The organism is Lacipirellula limnantheis (assembly GCF_007746075.1).
In the GTDB taxonomy this organism is placed as follows: domain Bacteria; phylum Planctomycetota; class Planctomycetia; order Pirellulales; family Lacipirellulaceae; genus Lacipirellula; species Lacipirellula limnantheis.
Genome location: NZ_CP036339.1, coordinates 6,090,290 through 6,110,133, shown reverse-complemented (window position 1 = coordinate 6,110,133; position 19,844 = coordinate 6,090,290). Strand labels below are relative to the sequence as shown.

General features: G+C 60.6%; 25 protein-coding genes, 1 tRNA gene and 1 pseudogene. 5 read left to right on the top strand and 22 right to left on the bottom strand.

Annotated elements, in window-relative coordinates; all coding sequences use genetic code 11:
* Positions 1 to 263 precede the first annotated feature (263 nt).
* Positions 264 to 337 (top strand) — tRNA-Ile (locus tag I41_RS23895).
* Between the two features lie 152 nt (positions 338 to 489).
* On the opposite strand, the pseudogene I41_RS28730 reads toward I41_RS23895, so the two are convergent.
* A pseudogene (locus tag I41_RS28730) lies at positions 490 to 975 on the bottom strand (site-specific integrase); the annotation flags it as partial.
* Here I41_RS28730 and I41_RS28185 point away from each other — a divergent pair.
* Together I41_RS28185 and I41_RS28180 are read left to right on the top strand one after the other, a co-directional pair.
* On the top strand, positions 974 to 1,375 hold the full coding sequence (locus I41_RS28185) for a hypothetical protein (protein WP_246133741.1): 402 nt from the start codon (positions 974 to 976) through the stop codon (positions 1,373 to 1,375). The pseudogene I41_RS28730 and the gene I41_RS28185 sit on opposite strands and share 2 nt — an antisense overlap.
* Positions 1,372 to 1,641, top strand: coding sequence for a hypothetical protein (locus I41_RS28180; protein WP_246133740.1), 270 nt, complete (start codon positions 1,372 to 1,374; stop codon positions 1,639 to 1,641). The genes I41_RS28185 and I41_RS28180 overlap by 4 nt, the downstream gene beginning before the upstream one ends.
* 678 nt (positions 1,642 to 2,319) lie before the next feature.
* Here the strand turns inward: I41_RS28180 and I41_RS23885 are convergent.
* From I41_RS23885 to I41_RS27585, 3 genes are all read right to left on the bottom strand, one after another.
* Positions 2,320 to 3,222, bottom strand: a complete 903-nt coding sequence (locus I41_RS23885) for a tyrosine-type recombinase/integrase (RefSeq protein WP_145435540.1) — start codon at positions 3,220 to 3,222, stop codon at positions 2,320 to 2,322.
* Entirely contained in the window at positions 3,219 to 3,638 is a 420-nt protein-coding gene (locus I41_RS23880) for a hypothetical protein (protein ID WP_145435539.1), read from the bottom strand. The genes I41_RS23885 and I41_RS23880 overlap by 4 nt, the downstream gene beginning before the upstream one ends.
* A 293-nt stretch (positions 3,639 to 3,931) precedes the next feature.
* Positions 3,932 to 4,150: a hypothetical protein gene (locus I41_RS27585; protein WP_168207123.1), complete on the bottom strand. Its 219-nt coding sequence runs from the start codon at positions 4,148 to 4,150 to the stop codon at positions 3,932 to 3,934.
* A 178-nt stretch (positions 4,151 to 4,328) separates the two neighbouring features.
* Between I41_RS27585 and I41_RS23875 the strand changes: the two genes are divergently transcribed.
* The gene (locus I41_RS23875) at positions 4,329 to 5,015 is read left to right on the top strand and encodes a hypothetical protein (RefSeq protein WP_145435538.1); all 687 of its coding nucleotides are present in this window, start codon (positions 4,329 to 4,331) and stop codon (positions 5,013 to 5,015) included.
* A gap of 116 nt (positions 5,016 to 5,131) precedes the next feature.
* Here I41_RS23875 and I41_RS23870 read toward each other — a convergent pair whose 3' ends face one another.
* The 14 genes from I41_RS23870 to I41_RS23820 all read right to left on the bottom strand — a co-directional run bounded on the left by I41_RS23870 (position 5,132) and on the right by I41_RS23820 (position 14,339).
* Positions 5,132 to 5,776 (bottom strand): hypothetical protein, encoded by a 645-nt coding sequence (locus I41_RS23870; RefSeq protein ID WP_145435537.1) that lies wholly within the window; start codon positions 5,774 to 5,776, stop codon positions 5,132 to 5,134.
* A gap of 215 nt (positions 5,777 to 5,991) precedes the next feature.
* Positions 5,992 to 6,348 (bottom strand): hypothetical protein, encoded by a 357-nt coding sequence (locus tag I41_RS23865; RefSeq protein WP_145435536.1) that lies wholly within the window; start codon positions 6,346 to 6,348, stop codon positions 5,992 to 5,994.
* A gap of 72 nt (positions 6,349 to 6,420) precedes the next feature.
* Complete coding sequence (locus tag I41_RS27580; protein WP_168207122.1) at positions 6,421 to 6,597, bottom strand: hypothetical protein; 177 nt, start codon at positions 6,595 to 6,597, stop codon at positions 6,421 to 6,423.
* Positions 6,598 to 6,737: 140 nt separating this feature from the next.
* The gene (locus tag I41_RS23860; RefSeq protein ID WP_145435535.1) at positions 6,738 to 7,643 is read right to left on the bottom strand and encodes a hypothetical protein; all 906 of its coding nucleotides are present in this window, start codon (positions 7,641 to 7,643) and stop codon (positions 6,738 to 6,740) included.
* A gap of 23 nt (positions 7,644 to 7,666) precedes the next feature.
* A complete protein-coding gene (locus I41_RS23855; protein ID WP_168207121.1) occupies positions 7,667 to 8,599 on the bottom strand; it encodes a S49 family peptidase in 933 nt (310 codons plus the stop codon).
* Position 8,600: 1 nt separating this feature from the next.
* Positions 8,601 to 8,888 carry a hypothetical protein gene (locus I41_RS27575; protein ID WP_168207120.1) on the bottom strand — a complete coding sequence of 96 codons (288 nt, stop codon included), beginning with the start codon at positions 8,886 to 8,888 and terminating at the stop codon, positions 8,601 to 8,603.
* A complete protein-coding gene (locus I41_RS27570) occupies positions 8,885 to 9,145 on the bottom strand; it encodes a hypothetical protein (protein ID WP_168207119.1) in 261 nt (86 codons plus the stop codon). The genes I41_RS27575 and I41_RS27570 overlap by 4 nt, the downstream gene beginning before the upstream one ends.
* The gene (locus I41_RS23850) at positions 9,142 to 9,972 is read right to left on the bottom strand and encodes a hypothetical protein (RefSeq protein ID WP_145435533.1); all 831 of its coding nucleotides are present in this window, start codon (positions 9,970 to 9,972) and stop codon (positions 9,142 to 9,144) included. Before I41_RS23850 ends, I41_RS27570 begins: the two co-directional genes overlap by 4 nt.
* Positions 9,973 to 10,050: 78 nt before the next feature.
* On the bottom strand, positions 10,051 to 10,284 hold the full coding sequence (locus I41_RS23845) for a helix-turn-helix domain-containing protein (RefSeq protein WP_145435532.1): 234 nt from the start codon (positions 10,282 to 10,284) through the stop codon (positions 10,051 to 10,053).
* Between the two features lie 127 nt (positions 10,285 to 10,411).
* The gene (locus I41_RS23840; RefSeq protein ID WP_145435531.1) at positions 10,412 to 11,098 is read right to left on the bottom strand and encodes a hypothetical protein; all 687 of its coding nucleotides are present in this window, start codon (positions 11,096 to 11,098) and stop codon (positions 10,412 to 10,414) included.
* Positions 11,099 to 11,983: 885 nt separating this feature from the next.
* Positions 11,984 to 12,328 carry a hypothetical protein gene (locus I41_RS23835; protein WP_145435530.1) on the bottom strand — a complete coding sequence of 115 codons (345 nt, stop codon included), beginning with the start codon at positions 12,326 to 12,328 and terminating at the stop codon, positions 11,984 to 11,986.
* Positions 12,321 to 12,806 carry a hypothetical protein gene (locus I41_RS23830; protein WP_145435529.1) on the bottom strand — a complete coding sequence of 162 codons (486 nt, stop codon included), beginning with the start codon at positions 12,804 to 12,806 and terminating at the stop codon, positions 12,321 to 12,323. Before I41_RS23830 ends, I41_RS23835 begins: the two co-directional genes overlap by 8 nt.
* Positions 12,784 to 13,095, bottom strand: coding sequence for a hypothetical protein (locus I41_RS23825; RefSeq protein ID WP_145435528.1), 312 nt, complete (start codon positions 13,093 to 13,095; stop codon positions 12,784 to 12,786). Before I41_RS23825 ends, I41_RS23830 begins: the two co-directional genes overlap by 23 nt.
* Before the next feature lie 737 nt (positions 13,096 to 13,832).
* The gene (locus I41_RS23820; RefSeq protein WP_145435527.1) at positions 13,833 to 14,339 is read right to left on the bottom strand and encodes an IS5 family transposase; all 507 of its coding nucleotides are present in this window, start codon (positions 14,337 to 14,339) and stop codon (positions 13,833 to 13,835) included.
* A gap of 149 nt (positions 14,340 to 14,488) precedes the next feature.
* Here I41_RS23820 and I41_RS23815 point away from each other — a divergent pair, with 149 nt between their 5' ends.
* Positions 14,489 to 15,493, top strand: coding sequence for a hypothetical protein (locus I41_RS23815; RefSeq protein ID WP_145435526.1), 1,005 nt, complete (start codon positions 14,489 to 14,491; stop codon positions 15,491 to 15,493).
* 15 nt (positions 15,494 to 15,508) lie between these two features.
* On the opposite strand, the gene I41_RS23810 is transcribed toward I41_RS23815, so the two are convergent.
* The 4 genes from I41_RS23810 to I41_RS23795 form a co-directional block, all read right to left on the bottom strand.
* Positions 15,509 to 15,937, bottom strand: coding sequence for a hypothetical protein (locus I41_RS23810; protein WP_145435525.1), 429 nt, complete (start codon positions 15,935 to 15,937; stop codon positions 15,509 to 15,511).
* A gap of 774 nt (positions 15,938 to 16,711) precedes the next feature.
* Positions 16,712 to 17,197: a GNAT family N-acetyltransferase gene (locus I41_RS23805; RefSeq protein ID WP_145435524.1), complete on the bottom strand. Its 486-nt coding sequence runs from the start codon at positions 17,195 to 17,197 to the stop codon at positions 16,712 to 16,714.
* A gap of 140 nt (positions 17,198 to 17,337) precedes the next feature.
* Positions 17,338 to 17,721 carry a hypothetical protein gene (locus I41_RS23800; protein WP_145435523.1) on the bottom strand — a complete coding sequence of 128 codons (384 nt, stop codon included), beginning with the start codon at positions 17,719 to 17,721 and terminating at the stop codon, positions 17,338 to 17,340.
* A gap of 1,523 nt (positions 17,722 to 19,244) precedes the next feature.
* Positions 19,245 to 19,808 carry a hypothetical protein gene (locus tag I41_RS23795; RefSeq protein ID WP_145435522.1) on the bottom strand — a complete coding sequence of 188 codons (564 nt, stop codon included), beginning with the start codon at positions 19,806 to 19,808 and terminating at the stop codon, positions 19,245 to 19,247.
* Between the last annotated feature and the right edge of the window lie 36 nt (positions 19,809 to 19,844).

Here is a 19,844-nt window from a genome sequence, read left to right as displayed (position 1 = left end):
GGCCGCCCGCGGACTTATGGGGGTTTTATAGTGGCGATTGGGCGTGCGAGGCCAGACCGATTGCCGGCGCTGCTAGCCGATTTTGGCCGATTTCGCTAGGAAATGAGGGATCGGAGCACCAAACGACAGCGTGCAATCACCGGCAGTCGCCCCCTTTGACAGGGAACGGCGACGACCTAGAATATGGGACTTGCTTGCATCGCCGCCCGCTCGCTGGGGACTGCCAACGCCCCAAGGTGCGCAGCCGGGGGCTTCTATCGTGCGGGCGCGTAGCTCAGTTGGTTAGAGCGCAGCCCTGATAAGGCTGAGGTCCCAAGTTCGAGTCTTGGCGCGCCCACTGGCACCTTGCCTTTTCCCCGGGAAATGCTGATTCCCCGGGGTTTTTTGTTGCCTGTGCATCGCCTTGCTATCGCTTACCGCAAGTCGCTGCAGCGCATTTGCAGCGCTTTTGTCGCCCGCGGCCGTCGTGAAATGGTCCTCCGTGGCCTGGAGATAATGCTTCATCGCGACCGGCCGGCTATTACCGATCCACTCGCAGGCGACGTGAATCGGGTAGTGATTGGCGAGCTCCGTCTCCCGCGTGCTGCGAAGGTTCTGGAAGAGCTTCGGCCAAGGCGCCACGCCGGCCCGTTCGACGATCCGCTTGAACTGCGTGCGGAGATTGACCGAACTGTTGCGAGTTCTCGGGACGACGTAGATTGCCCCTTCTGCCGCAGCTTCGAATGCTTCGCGGAAGATCGGCAGCAGCTCGGGGAAGATCGGCACGATCCGCATGGGTTTGCCCTGATGCTCAGTCTTGGGGCTCAGCACGATGAAGCGGTCGCGGTCCCAGAGGATGTCCGACCATTTGAGCTCCCGCATCTCGCTGGGGCACCGTAGGCCGCCCCAGCGGGCTAGGGCGAAGATCAGCTTCCATTCGACGTCGGGGCAGGCGTCGAGAACCAGGCGGCTCGTCTCGGCGTCGACGAAGTGCATGCGAGCTTTGTTCTCGACCATGCCCGACTTCAATTTAGAGAACGGGCTGCGGTCGATGAGGCGGTGCTCGACGGCGGCGCCGAAGAGGGTCTTCGCGATTGCAGTCCACTTCCGCACCGTGTTCTCGGCGAGCCGCGGAGCGATCGAACGCCGCCACGCCTTCGCCTGGCCCTCGCTGATCGACCGCAGCGGCGTCCGCTCGCCGAAGAAGGCCAACAGTGACTTGTGCGGCGCTCCCCACGCTTTGCGAGTGCTGAGCTTCAGGCCTGCCCGCTCCCGCTTGAACTCTTTGATGAACTCGCCGAGCAGCATGCTCTTCCGCGTTTCGATGAGGCCAAGCTTGGCGAGCTTTCCGGAGATCTTGTCGCCGATCTCCGCCAACCAGCGGGTCGTCTCTTGATCAGGCGCGGCGTCGAGCATCTGCGCTGCAACGAGCTTTTCGACGCGCAGGCGCGCCGCCTCGGCGTTCCGTTGGGAGATTTTGCCAAGTCGCAGCGTGCGGCGCTGGCGGTTGCGATCTTCAAATTGGATGTAGCGGTTGCCCCGCTTGTCGGTACCGATCGATGCCATTTGTTTCCTACCTTGAGAAATTTGATCCGACCCGCCGCCTCCCTGCGGCGAGATGGGGAAAATTTGAACCTGAGCAACGCGAACATGCCGCAGTGATTCAGCGACGTCTACAGAAACGCAAACTCGTCGAGGTTGAACTCAGTCGCCGGACGATCCGCCGCTTCCCGTTCGCGTCAGTCAGCAGCACGCGATGCAAGCCCTTCCGCTTGCCGTCTTTGCCTGTTGATAAACTTGCCATCCGTCCTCCAAGGGTTGAACTGGCGACGCCGCCAGTTGAGGGTTGAGGTTCCAGATTCTGGAACCTGGAAAGGGAAAGCCCCGCTCTGAAACTTCTCGCCACCCCTCCCTGCAGAGGGGTGATCGGCGACCGTTTCGTCACGGGTTTGGCTACCACTCCGATTCGTGTTGACGCCATTCGCATCGTCTGCGACCATTCCGCCGCCCATTCCCCCCCCCTGGGCTTATTGTTGGTCGGCGTCCGTTCTTGCGGCGCCGGCTGATTCAGGCGGAACGCCACGCCGGTCAGGATCGTTGGGCAGTACACCCGACCGGCGTGGCCTCCATTTGCGCTACCGCCGCCTGCCGGGGACTGCGTTTAAGGTTTTGCACTGGCGCACTACCTTTTTCTCAACTCGCTCGCGTTTGCCGTCGCCCGAATTACACTGCACTGCCGTGCGCCGGGCGGTGGTTGAGGGGGTGACTCTCTGGGCAGTTTGTCGCCCCCTCCCGCCCGGCAAACCATCAACCCCGCCGCCCGCCCGCGACGGGGTATCGCTACAGAAACGCAAACTCGTCGGGGTTGAACTCGCTCGCCGGCCGATCCGACGCGCCATCGTCGAGCGCGGGAGGCATCGGCGCCGCGGCACTCGTCAGCCGCGCGTCGTAATGCTGGCCGAACACTTGCGGCGAACTGTGCCCCAAGTGCTTGCCGCCCGCGCCCGGCTGAACCGCCTCGACGTAGCTGCCGCTGCCGCGTCTCAGCCATTTGAAGGTTCCTCGGAACACCCCCGCCGATCGGCAGATGTCTTTGAACTGCTTCGAGAACCGCGAACCGTTCGCGTCCGATGAGGGCCACTTCGTTGCCAAGTCGAACGGGATCGCGTTCAACGCTTCGATCGTGCTCGGGTGAAGACGCACCGTCAGCGCCTGCCCCGTCTTGTTTTGCACAATGCGAGCAGAGCCGTCGGGGCGAATCCAACTCTTGCGGAACTTCCACACGTCGCCGCGGCGTAGCCCCGTGTCCCACGCGAGCCGAATCGCCGCCGGCCAATACTGGCGGCGGTTGATGCCATTCGACATCGTGTAGGGGTGGCAGCGCTCGGCCTGGGCGACGATTAGCCGAACCTCTTCTACGCTGAAGCAGTCGATCACCAGCGCCGGGCACTTCGGCCGCTTAATGCGCCGCGCTACGGGGTACGGCACGAGATCCAGGTCAGCGGCCGCGTTCCACAGGGCCAGCACGTCGCTGCGGTAGCTTCGCACCGTGCGGGGTGACGTCTCCGGCGGGTGCGATGAAAGGAACCGATTGACGCTGATCTCGGTAAAGCAATCTTCCAGTAAATCGCTTCGAGCGAAGGTCGCCAACCGATCAGCCGCCAAAGTGAGCCGCATGGCGTAAAGGTCGCTAAGGTCACGCGCCGCGATGTACTGCTCGGCGAATTCGAAGATGTTATTCATGACCGCCCCCCCTTCGTCGATTCGATCAGATAAGGGGATCTGTCTAAGTACGCGTGCAGCAGTGAAATCGCCGCCAGCACGAGCTCCGGCCGGACGGCGACCAGGTGGGCCGCGTCATTCCCGATCCGCAGAATGTCGATGATGTCGTCAACTTTCTCTCGCGAGCAGTGACCGGCGTTTCTGAGTGCAAACGCCAGCGTCCGCGGCGAGGGCCGCGTCGAGCGTTTGCCGCAGCTCTTCGGCGCGCACTGGCCGTACTGGCACTCGGCTTCCAACCACACCCGCACGGCCTCGCGTAGGCGGCAGCCGGCTTCGATCGTCGAGCCGCGTTCAAGCGACGCCTCGGCGAGGTGCAGCATTTGGCGGGCGTTGCACGTCACCGCCTTCTGCCAAAAGTAGCGCGTAGCGTTGGTCACCATTGGAATCCCCCATGGCGCCGGCGCGATTGCCCGGAAAAGAAGTCGCCCCAGCGGGGCAAGCGCCCCTGTGGCTGGGACGCTTCTGACAATCCGACGGCGCTAGAAAAGACCGTAGGCCCGGTAATGCGGTTGAGAAGGTGATTGAGTCACCCGCGCGTGTCTTCGCTCCCCGCCTTCGCGGATCGTAGCTACTACACGCGCCCACACTACCGGGCCTACGGTCTGATGTTGCGATCATCGAATTGTCCTCAATCGGCTTCTCACGGCCGGCCAGCGAACTGCTGACCCCCTTAATGTCTCACAACGCTGGCTGGCGTCAACCCGAGCAAGCCCTCGCGCTCGTCGGCGTGCACCTCAGTGACCGTCACGCGGCCCGTGATGGCCCAGGCGCAGCGCCGGCGCCGCTCGGCGGGCGACCAGCTCGCTCTGATCAATTCGCACTCTGCGGCGATCTCCTCGGGGGTGGGTTCCCACGACGGCGGCGGCCCCCGGTGACCATCTTCACTCATTTTTTGGCCCCTCTGGTCGATGATTGAGCTCTAGCCGCTAGCAGCCCGCCTCGCAGCCTCCCGAAAAACGCGGCCCAATGGTCACGGCGAGCGACGAGCGCTCGCGACGCGGGGCGTGCGGCGGTCGCTTCCGCTCGGCGTCTTGCAATTGGCGGCGGCGAGGGGCAAATTGGGCAGCATGAGAGTATTTATCGACGCAATCATCGGCTCCAGTATTTGCCTCGCGGTCATCGCGTTTGTCGCGTATTTCTTCCGTGACTGGTTTCTCAATCACCTCAAGCGATCCCTTGACCACGACTTCAACGAGAAAATTGCTGCGCAACAGAATGTTTTCGACCGTCACCTCGCGGAAATGCGGATCAAGCACGAGATCGAACTAGAGCGGCTCCGGTCTGATCTTCGGGTCGACGCCTTTCGGAACGAGACGCGATTCAGTCGATTGCACGCCGACAGAGCACAAGCCATCGCCGACGTGTACGCCGGCCTGCGGGGCTTGCGTGGTGCGTTCGGCGACTATGCCGTCGCCACCGTCGATCCAGCTGATTGGCCGCGGCTTAGGGAAGCAACGATAGATGCCTTCAAAAGAGTCACTGCGACCTTTTATCCGAAGGAGATTTACATACCCGCCTCGACAGCGGACAAGGTCCACGAGTATCTCAGGGAGACACACTTGAACTTTGTCGCGTTCCGACAGCAGGTCGATACTGAGCGCAGAGACGAACATCGCTATTTCAAAGCTTGGCAAGACGTAGCAGAAAATATGGTTGGCAAGTCGAAACGCCTGTTCGAAGATCTTCGCGACGACTTCCGCCGGCTACTTGGCGACGACGTCCCGCCGGCCGCTCCCGCCGACGAGACGAAGTAAACCGAGTTGTCAAAGATCTCGCCGCCCGCTCTTCGCGCCGTGGGCAACAGCGAGCTAGCCACCTCTGCCGAAACTACGGCGTGTAGAGGCTACTGGCTCGCGTGTAGCCGTCGCGTCTATCTTTTTCGTTTCCGCTCTTGCTTCTCCTGCTCCGCGCAGCACGCGGGGCAGTGCACGGCGTCCATCGCGAAGTCGGCGGGAAGCGATTCGATGGCGAGCCACTTGCGGCCCCAGCGATAACTGCGGCACGATCGGCAGACGAGCGCCACGCGACCTTGGCGGCGGGCCTGCCACTGATCCAGGTCGCGGATGCGACGCTCGCATTCCTCCCGAAGCTCCTCCGCCGTTGGCTCGTCGGGATCTTCAAACCCCGTTGTAAACGACGTCGCTTCCTGCAACGCGACGAGCAGCCTCTCGCCCACGGCAGCCAGCCCGGCGGGGCCATGTCGCTCGCTGATCCGTGCGAGTAATTCAGCGGCCGTTCGTGGAAATGAAAGGCACATGCTAATTTCGTCGACGAGCTGCAACGATGGCTCCAGGTCGGAGTCGCTCAGCTCCGCCGGCTGAAACTTCTGGCGCACGGAGGCGACAAGCTTCGCTGCGTTGTAGGAGTCATCGACGTTTCGTCCGTCGAGCTCCGCATGGTCCCGAAGCCAAGACGTCGTCACCCCCAGCATCCAGGCCGCCTCGGCTTGCGTGAGACGCTGCAACAGGCTCTTTCGAACCTGCGCTACCTCGGCCTTCACCGGCTTCTTATTCATTTCGACCTCGATCGCCCTTTACTAAGCGGGGGAGGGGCGGCCCACACCCCCAATCCTCCGTCCCGTGTGAAAAAACGAGCCGATCGCACTTGCCAGTGCCCCCCCGGGGGGGCTCTCGAAAGGACCCCCAATCCCCCCGGGGGGGGGTGGGGCGCCCCAGGCTGCCCCACTTCCCCTCGGCGCCCGACGCGATCGAGCGGCAATCGTCCACGCGGCTAGACTCGCGGCGTACCCTCGAACAGGCCACCAGCGGCGCTGGCCGCGCTGAGGGCCTTGCCGTAGTCCTCGTTGCCCGCGGTGCCGGTCACGACGCGACCGCTCGCGGCGCTGGTGAAGTCGTCGCCCGCAGCGATAGCGCCATTGGCGATGAAGATCCGCGACCCCGGCCCGCGAATGTCGAGGACGACGCACTCGCTGCCGTCCCGGTAAGTTCGGTTTTTCAGCGTGCCGATGCAGGCTTCGTTGCCGGCGACGGTCACCTTGCCGGCCGTGGCCGACCACTTGACCCGCGTGTGCGGCGGGTAGGCGGCGTCAGCCACAGCGTTGATCTCCGTGGAGAGGCTGTATTGCATGATCGTAACTCCTATTTAAGACATGGTAGTCGCTATACTGAAAGCACAATCGCCGACGTCGACAGGGCCGCTCTAGCCCTTCGGCGCGCCAAACGCCTCGCGAGCCTCTGCGTATCGCTTTTTGATGGCGAGCGTCGCTTCGCTCCAGCGGCAGTTGTGCGACTTCTGGTAGGCCAGAGCTTCGGCGTGGAAAAATTCACGCTTCGCTTCGGGCGAGGAACCGACGCTCGCAGGCGTTGCCTGTGGCATGACACGTCTCCTTAAAAGGGTTCTCGGGATGATTCAAAATGTGCCGGCCAGCTGCAGTCCCCAGCAGCTGACCGGCTACGCCGCATCGACGCCCGCAAGTCAAACAGGAGCGAATCTTGCGGCCGCCGCTGCGACTTTCGTTACGCGCGTAAGACCTCCCCGGTCGCGATCCAGTGGTCTAGGCCGGCTTCGATCTCCGCGACAGTGGCCTGCCATTTCGCCTGCAGATCAGCTTGCTCGGCCTTCAGCGCCGGCAGCAGCTCCCCGCGCAGCTGGTCCAGATGTTTACTAAATAGGCCCAGATCGACGCGTGGCGAACCGTAGTTGCTTCGAAACGCGTCGGCACAGTGAACCCGGGCGTGGTTGCAAAAGACCGGATTGTCATCTGACCGTGAGTCGCGAGCGATCTCCAGCAACTTCTCGAATCCGTGAATTTGCAATTCGACCTCGCGAAGGCGCTGCCAAACCGGATCGATGAGTTGCCGGCGCGTAATTTCTTTGGTGATGTCGAGGCGCATCGCGGGCGGCGCCTGCGTCCGCAACCAATCGCGACGACTTTCGAACCGCCTGACTTTGTTCTCGGCGTCGACTCTCGCGGCGGTCAGTTGGCCTAACCGCCGTTGCAGCGACTTGATCTGCATCGCCAGCGCCGGCTCGTCCTCGGCGTCGCCGTCAAGATCTTCCGCTTCGGCCCGCAACGTCTGCTCATTTCGAACCGCGGCGGCCAATTCAGCGCGGGCAGCTTCGATGACCGCTGGGTCACCGACGAGCGCGCGGGCCTCGGCGATTCCTGCGTGAATCTGCAGTGCCGTCGCAATTTCGTCGGCGCGTTTCAGTCCGAACTCTTCGAAAACCGCAACATCCTTCGACGTCAGGTACAGCGGCGCGCGCTCGAGGTCAGGCACCTCAGCGATCAGCTGGTCCTTTCGCCGTTCGAACGCGGCGAGCATGAGTGCCCGGCGATCGTTTTCGCGGTCGAGTTCCTCCTGCAGTAGCGTCGCACCGTGGCGCTGGGCTGTGGGCCTGGCTTTTACTGTCGTCCCCATAATTAACCTCTCCGAAATTAGAGTCAATCGTCCAGTGATTCGGCGTATGCTTTCGCCAGTGTCGGAAATTCGCGTTGCAGCTCCGCCGCCTCGAACGGTCCCAGGTCGTCGAAACACTCGCGGCCGAACCGCTCCGCCGCGAGCTCGTTCATCTTCACTTCGGCCGCGTACCCTCGCAGGTCCGTATGCAGCTCGTCGCGCGGCGCCGCAGGCGGCGGCGCAAGGCCGCGGCGAATCTCGTCGAGCGCATCTTCCGGCATGGCGACGCGATCGATCAGCCCCAAATGCTTGGCCTGGTCCGCAAACCAAATTTCGCCGGTCGCCAACTGAGCGACCTTTTTCTCGCCCAGCTTGCGGCCCGCCTTCAGTGCAATCGTGAACTTGGCTGTGATGATGTCGCACCGATTTTGCAGCATGGCGACGAACTCGTCCGGCACCTCAGCGCCATCGATCGGATGCCCTTTGAGAGCGCCAGTCGCGATCCGAATGACCCGGAGCCCGTCTCGCTTGAAATTCTCGCTGGCGTCCAGGACGGCGATGTAGGCGCCTATGCTGCCGATCGTCGCCGATGGCGTCGCCGTGATCGATGTGGCATGCGTGATAGCCCAGAGGCACCCGCTGCAGCAGTAGCCGACGATGACCGCATGAACCGGCTTCATTTGAGTGGCGCGACGCAATCGCTCGGCGAGCTCCGGCGTGCCCTCGTAATAGCCGCCGCCGGAATCGACCCATAGAACGATCGCATCAATCGAGTCGTCCGCCGCCAGCCGCAACAGATCGGCGCCGACTTCGGCGTTGTAGGCCGGGTCCATGAAGCCGATCAGTTCGGCGTGGCCAATTTGCGCCGCCTGGCTCGGCCGCGCGGTGTTCGCGGGGCGCGGCGCTGCGATCTGCTCCTCGACGGAGCCGGCGAGGTGCGAGGCGAACAACAGCGGTTCATTTCTGCGAAGGATCATGCTAGTTCGACTCCAAATCAGTTTTCGGCGGCAAGGCGATGATGGTCGGGCCTGGCGGCAATTCGGACCTCGCTTGCTCAGCACATTTCGGGCAGAGCAGCTTAATGCCGATGCCCCGCGCGGCATGCTGCTTTTTGTGCGCCCGAAAACCGACGCTGTGCACCAGCACGCGGGCGGCACATTGAGCGCAGACGTCTCCGCGCATTTGTTGACGTAGGGCGATCGACATCGGCTGTTTTGGATCCGCGCCGACGTAGCCGACGGGCGCCTTCTGGCCTGAACCACTCATGCGATAGCCTCCTGTTTGTTCAATGCCTCCAATAGCGCCGCGCGTTGAGGCATGGAAATCTTTCCGCGACGAACTTGCAGGCCCCATTCGAATTCCGCAAGCCGCGCAAACGCGGCGTCGAACAACTGGCGAAGCTGCTCGCGGTTCATCGCGTCTAGCTCGTCCCCGAGATGAGCCTCTTGGGCGGCCGCGCGGTTGCCGGCACGCTGCAGGTTTAAGCGTCGCTGTTTGAGATCGTCACGCATCTGGACATTCATGCGACGGCCCCTTCTGGAACGGTCGTTTCATTCGGCTGGCGACGTGGCAGATCGAATTTCGACGCGAAGTGAAAATCGACGCCCGCCTTCTCGCAGGCCGTGATGATCGCAGTCTTGAAATAACCGATCTTCGATTGCAATCGCACCGTTTCGGACTTCTTCCGCACCCGCTTGATGATCGCGTCAAGTTCGCCTTTCGGAAGCCGCTGGCGAGCGACGACGACGCATCGAATCACCGTCTCGCTGTCTGCGTCGTTGAGGGGGCTCCGGCCAATTCGGACGAGATCAGCAACGCGTGCGCAGTCAGGCTTGATTTCTTCGAAGGTCTTCGCGTCAAGAATCACTTCATCAACCCCCTCAACGAAGTTCGATCCGTCGCCATCATCGATCGGATCTGAAGAAGGATTGGTAAGGATGGGTAAGGATTGGATAGAAAAGGCCGTCCCTGGCTCCGATTCTGGGGCGGCCTCTGCCGTGGTCTTGGGGGGGGCCTTAGCTCCCCCCTTGGCCTCATGCTTAGAACCGGGCTCTGGCCCGGTGACGAACCCTCCAGCGCTGTTGACCGACGCGCGAATGAAGTTCGGCGCCAATCGGTGGTAGTCCACGCGGACGAGCCGGTGCTCCTCATGCCGGGCGAAGATGCCAGCGTCGAGAAGTATCTCGATTAGCCGTGCCTCTTCGCCGACCCAGCCGATGCCCTCGGCGATGTCGAGGTCGGTGAAGCGCCCGACGTCACCACGCGGCGCGTTGCGAGGTAGAAAGCTTCCGTCCAGCGTGTCGACGAGCCCGCGGGCCACCGCTTCTGACGAGACGGGTGCGCCAGCCATGAGGGGCCGAAGTGCCCTCACAAGACGCCGCATGGCCACGCTTTCAACTTCGCTGGGGATCATCCTGCCGCCTTTAGCCTACTGGTCGCTCGCCGACGACTGTTCGGCTGAGTACCGTTTGAGCGCCTCGACGTTGTAGAGTCGGCGCCCGCGGATCTTAAAGCTTGGAATTCGTCCGGCGGCCGTCTCGGTCGCCAGAGTTCGCTTTGAAATCCGCATCAGCGTCGCCGCTTCGGCGGCGCCGACGTTGATCGGGTCGATTGAGGCGTGGTACTCACCACGCGTCATGCGACCAATAGTTGCTCGGGACATGTTCTCGCCCTTGGAGAATGGCGCGTGCAGCACCATGCTGCGAATCGCGTCGTTGGGCGAAGAATATCCGCGATGCGGTCAGATATTTTGCAGAGCTAAGCGTTTCAACAGAAATAGTGTGGCAGCGCTAAGCGTTGCAAATGCTTTTCAGATAACGCCTGCGAACCGCTTCCCAGCCGATACTTAGTTTCAGGTCGCTCACCGCCCGAAGGCACGCGGCCCGCTGGGTGTGCCCAGCTTCTAAGTGCTTTTTGACGCTGTTAATGATGGCGGAATCCTGTTTGGAGGTCGTTTTCCGAGTGTTCTCGCCAGCAATCTTGCATTTCTCCAACTTGCGAGCACCGTTACTCATTTCCTTAGAAGTGCTCGCCAGCATGTAGCCTTCAAACCTCGCAAGCCGCATCGCCGAAATCTGCAATTGGGCGTACTCGGCCCCGTCCCTGCTCGATGCCTTGCTGAGTGATTCGAGAAGCTCGTTGGCCGCCGACAGGATCAGGAAATTGACCATCGGTGCGAACGCCAGCGAATGCTCTGAGAGCGAGGTTAGTGGTTTCGCGAGTCCCTCGACGGCAAGCGACGAAACCCCCTCACTCGTTACTGGGTAAACAAAGCGTCGCTCGCGGCCCTGATCTTGGAATGAGATCATGTTTAACGGAGGGTCGGCTTCCGCCACCAGCTCCTCGCACAACCCAGCGATTCTGCGTGCTGCAGCATCGCGGATAGCTGTGATCTCCGTAGCGAGAGTCTTGCCGTCGAGCTCGCTGAAGATGTCGAAAGCGTCCTGCTGAAAATCACCGGGACGGTGCGTTGCCATTTGAGCCTACCTTGCCAGGCCCCGGCCGCCCGCCGGCGCCGCAAGGTAGGAAGGGCGCCGACGGGCAGCCGACGCGGAGGATCAGTCCGCTAGGCTGGTCGAATGAGTTGAGTTTTGCCCCCTGATTTTATCCGCGCAGGGGATCCGCGGAAGCCAATTGGCGGATTGCAGCGCCGGCTGCAGCGCTCCGCCGTAATCCTCAACATTCCTCGTCATTTCGCTCGTTTGTTCGAGTCTTGGCGCGCCCACTTGCTTTCTTCTCCATTCCCCCATTCGGGACGGGCGCCGTCTACGCACCAACATCGCCAAGCCGCGCGCCGCGATGGCGATCGTAGATGGTGCCGGGATTTCGAGTTTCTGGGGTGGGGCGGGTCAAACTGAATTGGCCCCCAACGATCACCCCGCGCGATGACGCTGACTAGTCCCAGCGGTCCTCTATCGCCGCCATAAGCGATGCCGACGACGACTTGGCACGGCGAATGCCGTGTCGCGGGCCCCGCTACGCCAGCTTTTGTCCCAATGAATCAGCGCGCGATCGCAGGTAGGCGTGCTCTGCATGGCGATTGAGATCCAGCGGTGACGAGCCGTCGGGCCGATCTCCATGCCGGCGCCCCGCCGCCGCGAACGGCGGGGCGCCGCGATTAAAGGTAAATTGTCAAAGAGCCGTCGAATCGGTGCGACGTTCACCCGCGGGACGAGCGGTCGCGCCGCCGCTTGACCCAGCGTTAAAACCAATCGCTCGTTGCCCCGGCCCGCTTCCGGTCAGGCGTAGGTATCAACTGCCCAAAACTTCGCTTTCGACGCGACGCCGCGTCAGCGGCGTCTGGGCCATCAACGATCGAAACGGCGGCAACCCATGCCTCGCTGCCAGCGTTTTTCGGTCACTCAGTGGATCGCTGCTAGCTTCGCTGCCGCCTCCTGGTCTCTTGAGGTTCGCGGCAGCATCTTCAGCAATCGTTCTCCCTGCCGAATCGTTTTCAGCATCACTTCGGTATGCGTTGCGAGATCGGCAATGGTCTCCAGGCGATTCTCGGCCTGCAAAATCTCGGCCTTGATCGGCTCGGCCATCAAACTCGAAATTTCCAAGAGCGTTGCGGCATGCCAGCCGATCGAAACGTCGATGGGTTGCGGCAGAGCAAGCGCCCAGCGCCGTAGCGCGTCATCATGACTCGCAAGCGCTGGCTCCGCCGCACTAGCGGGCGCGGCGGCGTTAAAGGATTGTTCACTCAACGGATTGTTCACTCAACGGATTGTTCTCCTCGGCGGGTAATGGTGATGATGACGGCGCTTGGCGAACCGCGGACAGCGCCGGCCGGCGGCGTCGGCGGGGCTGTCGACCGTGGAAGCGCCAGCCGATTTGCTGGAGCGGCTGTTCGAGTCGTCGTACGCTGGTTCGCATCACGCTGGCGCCGCATCGCGCAAGCGCGCGCACCTGGCGGCGACGGCGGAGCGACGCTTGACATTCGGCCAGGGCGGCGACGACGCCGGCGGCCAGTTCTTCATTGGTTCCGACGTACAGCACCCGCTGCCGTCTCCCCGCGTCGCGATAGCGGAGTTTGGCGCACCGTGCGCCCGAGGGGAGGCGATCAAACGCCACGAACCCTTGCAACGCGAGCGCCTTCATCTGGGCGGGCGTCAGTCGCTCGGCGAGCCAGCGACGTCCTCGCCCCGCCTCGTCGTTCGTGCTACCGCCCGCGGCGCGTTCCATAGCGTCCTCCTTTCTGACCGCGGTCGACTTGCAGCAGCAGCGTGACGATCTTGTGTACTTCATTGACGGCAGCCTGCCGCCAGCGCGAGTCAGCCGCATGGGTCGACAGCGCCAGTTCCGCATCGGCCACGGCCAGCTGCCGCAGCAGCGTGGGGGTGAGCGCATCGGTCAAACTTGCCGGTTGCCCAGCGGGCGGCTCCCAAGGGAAGGATTGCTGAAATTGCTCGCGGTAGGCCGCCGCTGCCGCGCGTCGTTCGCGCTCGGGCGTGCGCTCGGTGCAATTTTCCAAACGGCGGCGCAGCTTGACGAGGTCGAGCGGGTGCGGGGCTGGCGGCGACGAGTTCCGGACGCTGAGCGATCAACCGATGAAGTGTCGTTGGCTGCGGCCGGCGGAGGGCTTGCAGATGCGCCGTGTAGGCTGCGAGCGCATCGTCCCTAAAGGCCGGCAGGGCGACGCGTTCTTCTTCGGCGTAGCTTTCCGCTTGGAGACGGCGCCAGTTGGGCGGCCGCAATTCGGCCGGCATGTCCCAATAGCAGGGACGTTTCTCGGACATTCAAATCCCCTGTGGCGAAGGGTGATTCAAACGCTGACGAAGCCGCACCATGCGGCCATTCAGGAATCAGGCGTTTGAAGAAGACGGAGGTCGGCGGCGAACCAACTGGTCCGCTGCGTCCAAGCCTCAAGCTTGCGAGTAACAAGCGAGGCGGTTCGAGCTCAACGACAGAACGCCTGTTCTGCGGCGCCTGGGGAGGCGCCCTTTAAGACATGCCGATACCGGCAATGACAACCTGCGACGTCGCGTTAGCGAGGCATGCCGCACGACGGGCCGCCTGGGGCGACTCGCTGGGGATAAGTCTAGCAGCGTGGTTGCAGATGTCAAGAATGCGTGCCGGGCGTCGGTGCGGCTCTGCTTCTTCTGCTTCAGGCCGCTTGAATTCAGCGGACCGATCACATCCACCGAAAATACGGTTCGCCGCAATGATGCTGAAGCTTGGGACAGTATTTCTAGGTTTCTAGAAGCTGTTTCACAACCGTTTGAGAGTGATGAGTAAGCACGCGACGTGCACGAAGGCTTGGAAGAGTTGGGGTTTGCGTTCGTAGCGGATGGCGAGTCGTCGGTAATTCTGGAGCCAGGCGAAGGTGCGTTCGATTTTCCAACGGCGTCGGTAGCGCCTGAGTTTTCGCCCGTCCTGAAGTTTCGGTTTGCGGCGGTTTACCCGATGCGGACAGATCAATTCCACCCCTCGTTCGGCCAGGCGCTTTCGCAGCGGGTCGCTGTCGGCCGCCCTGTCGTAGATCAAACGCGTGACCTTCCGCGGCGAACGGCGACGATCCCGGCGCGGCACGTTTACGTCGGCGAGCGTGGCTTCGATGAGCGTGCTTTCGTGGGGCGAGGCCGACTCGACGCACAGCCCCCGAGGTACGCCCTCGCCATCCGCCACCACCACCAGCTTCGTGCCTTTGCAGCGCTTGGTTTTCCCGATTCGATCCCCCCTTTTTTCGCCGGAATGAACGTCGCATCCGCGAAGCATTCCTCCCAGACCAAGCGACCTCGCTGGCCCCTGCCTTCGCGCACCGTTAGAGTAAGATCTGCCGCGGATGCGAACTTTTAGCTTGCCCGCCAAGGTCCTTGGTGAACGTTATGGGATGTGTGCGCAGAACAGTTTTCTTGGCGGCTCTCTTGAGCACCTCTTTTGGCAGGCAGTCGTTCGCGATTGCTGCCTTGATCGCCCACGACGATTTCGCCTATGTCGGCGTCGGTTCGGACTTGCACGGCAACGGAGGAGGCTTCGGGTTCGCTGATTCCTGGTCGGGGAACACCTCCTATAACATTGCCAGCGGGAGCTTGAACTCGCCGCGCGACCCGCTGCCGCTCGTGGGCAACAGCGTGTCGGGCGTCGCCTACGGTGACAATCGCGGCATCGATCGAACACTGTCGGTGCCGCTGGGAGTTGAAGGAACGAGCGCTTACGTCAGTTTCGTGATGCAGCCTCAAGGGATCCTGAACCAAGGCGCGTACAACGGATGGTTTGGACTGGCGCTCCGCGGCAGCACGGACATCGTCGTCGGAATGGGCAGCTTCTCAGGCAATAAGTACGGCTTGGAAGTCGGGTTCGAACAGGCCCTGACGAGCACGATTGCCGTCGTCGGCAAGCCCGTGTTCTGCGTGCTGAGGATCGATTTCACTGAGGGCGTCGATCCGGTTTATCTGTACATGAATCCTCAGCCCGGTGCTGCAGAGCCTTCCGCGGCGACGGCTTCCTTGATCAATTTGAACGTAAATTTCGTCAATCGGGTGAGCCTCACAGGCCCCGGCGGATCGGCGTTTGACGCCATTCGCATTGGGACGACGTTCGCCGACGTCGCGCCGGCGACATCGGATTTTGATGGGGACGGTGACGTCGACGGGGATGATCTAGCGTTGTGGCGAACGGGATTCGGAACGGCGGGCGCGGCGACGGCGGGCGACGGCGACGCAGATGCTGACGGCAACGTTGATGGGCGCGATTTCTTGATCTGGCAACGGCAGTTTGGTTTTGATCTGACGCCAGGAACCATTACCGCGGTTCCAGAGCCGGGGAGAGGCGGCCCGCTAATCCTTGGCTTGGCAATCGCAGGCAGTGCCCTGCGCCGCCGCGCTGGCGCTCGGGCCTACATGGACGGTCGCTCCGGCGCGTTGTGTTGATCTGCCACTGCTCGACTATTGTAACTGCAGCGTGTGGACCTTCACCGAATCTGGATCAGGGAACTCGGTGTCGACATTCACAAGATGGCTGTCGCGCACCTGGAGGTAAACTTGCTTAGAAAGTCCATCGTCGTGCTTGCGTGTATAGAGTAAGAACTCGTCCGTAGGCAGAACACCTTTGGAATGGCTTTTCCCTGTTGTTTCCAGAAGCCATTGAGGAATCTGGTCGCCCGAGAGGACTCTGTCAGGGTTGCCAACAGCAGCCAAAAGCACTTCTTCTGGACATCCCTCTCGCGCCACTGCGCTTAGTGCATGCATCAGTTGCTGAGCGTCGGAAGTTCGGCTCCAGAAAATTTCAGAGGCAAGTCCGCCGATCGAAGCAAGCAAAACGGCGACAATAATTAAAAATCGAAAGTGACTTCGAATTCGCGATTTGACATTCATCTCGCGCCCCCCGAAGGAAACAGCCTTAGAAGCTGCCTGAATGCATAACGACCACCATCACCCGGCACGCGCGAGTAAGGCAACCATGTGAAAAACGCCCGATCGCGTGCTCGGGTGCATGGCTTGGTTCGTCGCTCAGTATATACATGAACCACAGCGGTGTACTGTCCCGAAGCGGCACTTTGGGCATGAGGCATTCTCGTCGAACCACTGTATCAGCGAGTCGTGTCCATCACATTGCGGACACGAAACAGGTTCAAACTCCAATCGCGAAACACCATCCTGTTCCTGCAGGTTTGCGATCTCCGAATCCTTTTCTAGCACCGTAACGAAGACGCCGGTTGGCACATCGTGTTCGCCATCGAAAGTAAGCAATTGAAGTTGCTCACCCTCTTTAGTGCCCCATTCTGATTGGCCTCCGCCAAGCGTGAAGTGAGCGGCACAGTTACGGCACACGACATGTTGGCCAGCAGAATGATGCGACCATCCGGAGCAGAACTCAAAGTCGCAGGAATCGCATCGGTAGGTAATGCCAAACATTCTGCTCTCTTGTCGACGAACTTGTTATTAGACAGAAACTTCTTCAGTAAGCTCCGCATATTGAAGGAGACCTTCAATATGCAGCTTGCCTATTCTAACGGATGGCCTCAGGCTGCTTCAATCTTAAGCCCCTGCCGTACGTGTCAATGTCGACGACTTGCTGGTCCTCCCGAAGAATCGCGAACAGATCGTTTAACGATCTAGAACGCCTCCCACTGCAGCCGGTCGTCAGGCTCAGCCCGCGAGCGAACGCGAAAAGATGACTTTCGATTCACCTGTGGCATAAAAGTTCGGGATACGCCCACGCTCTTCGTATCCGAGCTTGAGATAGAAGTTCCGCGCTCGTGCCAAGGAGGGCTGATCGCTTGTTTCGATGACAATGACACGCGCACCTGACGCCGCGGCCGTTTGCTCGACGTAAGACAGCAGCGCTACGCCGACCCCCTCGCCATAACGAATTGGACTCACGCCGATCCACCACACGTTCCATACCTTCTCTGCATACGGGTCTGGCGCAAAGTAAGTCCAACCAATTGCCGGGCCGTCGTGAGACTCGCGACACGCTGCCGCCGTGTGGCCCGCGGGCAGCTCGCCGGCAGCCAAGGAATCCAGGACCCCGCCAAGGAGTCCTTCTGCATCCTCGTAGGTGAATAGTCCAGTGCTCGCGGCCAAGTCGAGCAACGCTTGTCTCTCACGTTCTTGAACGAGTTCGACGATCACTGGCTATCCTCTGTTGTGTCGCTGTCCTTCGTGGAGTCGTCAATAATGCCGATATACCAACCATTTTCGAGCGGCTCAAATGACTGCGCGGGGCACTCCATACACAGCATGACAAGTTCCTTCGGCCTTGCACCGGTTGTCTACACGAGCCTCTTCTTATTGCTCCAGCCATCGACGAACACATTCACTGTTAACTGGTCTTCCTTCCTATCGCAAAGGATTGTGGAAACAGGGATGTTGATCTCGCGCAACACCTTTAGATATTGCTTGTGGCGGCCTAGCGATACTCTCTCTTGGATCGTGCCGTACTTGTCAATGTCGAGGACTTGCTCGTCCTCTCGGAGCATCGCGGCTAGTTCGTTTAACGAGTTAGAACGCTCCGTGAATACGTTGCGGACGTCGGCCGTGGTTGCTTGTGCGACAGGTTTTGCAACAAGCTGCAGCTGCACATAACCAAAGACTAATGCCACAAGGAGCATCAACAGCAGCAAGGCCAACAGGGCGAATCGTTGGGGACTCTTCATGGCCAGACAAGGTCAACCAGAGGGGAGAGTAGACGCCGCGCGGCCGTATCAGCATCCGTCCTCGCGACCTTGTTGCGAATTCGAATCATAAACGACGTCTGGGGTATCGGGTGCCGTTATCTCCACGAGCCGAATCGTGATTTCATCGCCAATTGTCACTGAAGGAGTTTTCCAGACGGAGTGCTGCATGCTCCCGGCATGAGGGATTCCTCCGATATTGAATCGTATCAGCTCTGGCTCCCGGTATGAGAAAGTTAGCCCGACGCCACAGACGCACTCCGATCCCGCAGTGCAAAGTCGCTCGCCGTTCACGATCACTTCAAATCCGACCATATCACCCTTTCTTTACCCAGTTATCTTCGCTGGGCCGACGCTCGCCGCGAAACACAACGTCGCCAGTGCGTAGCGGAGGTAGGTGAGCATCGCCGCATTCTAACCGCCGCCTAATAGCGACACAGAGCCTAGCCCCCAGACTCCCGGGCGTGGTCAGAGGCGGGCCGGTGGTCGTGCGGAGGCTGTGGTCGCTTGCGGCAAAAGAGTTCATCTCGGCAAACGTGAATCAGGACCGCTAACAGAGCCACGACTATCTTCGGCCCGGTATGGATCAGGAAGTCCCGCATCCCACCATGCTAACCGCCGCCGCGGAGATTCGCCTACAGCTCCACCACAATCCCCAGCAATAAGGCGACGATGCTCATTCCCGCAAAAGCCGACCGCAGGGTAAAAGTTCCAACATTTGGCAGCGTTCATTGGTCACTCGTTCAAGCATGGGCAGTTATGCCTTGAGAGCCATTTCGCTAGCTTATTTTCAGCTTGTGGAGTGAGTGTCGCATCGCCACTCCACTTTCCCTCGGTCCACCGAAGGTGACCCCCGCCTATTACTATCAGCGTGACTAGCAACCGATTGTCGCTGCCGTAGAACTCGATCCAGCATGTGCCAAGAGTCTCGTGAAAATAGCCGCTTCTACTGCGGTCAATGTCAATCGTCGAGATCAACTCCTCAACCTGCTGCCGCCCTCTTAAGCTAACCGGCGGAAGCCCTAATCTCGCTGGCGTGGGCGCTGGTATAATCTCGATTCGTTCGGCGCGCTGCGTAGCCTCCTCAAGCTTTGATACCCAGTCAGCTCGAAGTAGACCAAATTGGATTGCTCCTGCGAGTATCAGTAACAAGCCAATCGCCATCACAAGCCGTTTTGCCAAGCTGTGGCGTGAGAGTTTAAGCATTGATCGTACGCATTAGGAAAAGTACGGCCGGGTTAGCTAGCTGAGTTGCCTGCCGAAGTACAATGTTCCACTTCTGGTAGCGCGTAGTCGAGAGGAGTTATGCCAAGCAACCCACGCTCGCCGCAAGGCAAATCGTCGCCAAGGTGTAGCGGATGGCTTTGCATGTTGCCAATCCTACAACGCAACAACCATCCCGAGCAACAAAGCGACGACGCTTACACAAATCAACGCCGAGCGAATCGAGAACTGGCGACGGAAGCGGAGAACGCCTACGTCCGCGAAGGCTGCCGATGTATCCGTCACTTCCCAACCGGCGGCCAAGCGAAGGGCAATTGCATCGGCTCAGCCTTTTTGCGGCTGGCTTCCCGTATTATCTCTCGCCAATCTTCGATAGATTCTCCGTCCTCCTTATCCTCAACGGTGAATGAGTAATTCGGGTATGAGTCAACATCGGGTTCAACCAGCCCGGCTCTTACCAATTGCTCACTCAAACAGGTCAGGTGTAAGGCTGTCCCGTAAATCCACACTACAGCCGTCCCTTCATTCATTAAGGGATTGCTGTCATTGTAAACTCCGAAATAGTCTCCGGTTGTGCCAAACCAGGCTCTGGTAAACAACTCGGCTTGCTCTCGTATCTTTGGGTCAGCAGAGTCTTTGACGCCGAGTAGGCGACACTTCATCCCGTCGCATTGAAAGGTGGTTCCGCTGGTAACGCGAACGTCTTTATGTGTATCGCCGCTGCGTATTTTCCACGCGGGAGCCGCCGCTTCGGGAACAGCTTTCGTGCATCCGCAAGCAATCACTAGCGAGACCGAAATGACGGTTACAAAGCTCGCCGAGCCTTTAACAAGAATAATGAGCATTTCAGTAGGCCCAGAAGAGATGATTCGCGGAAATAC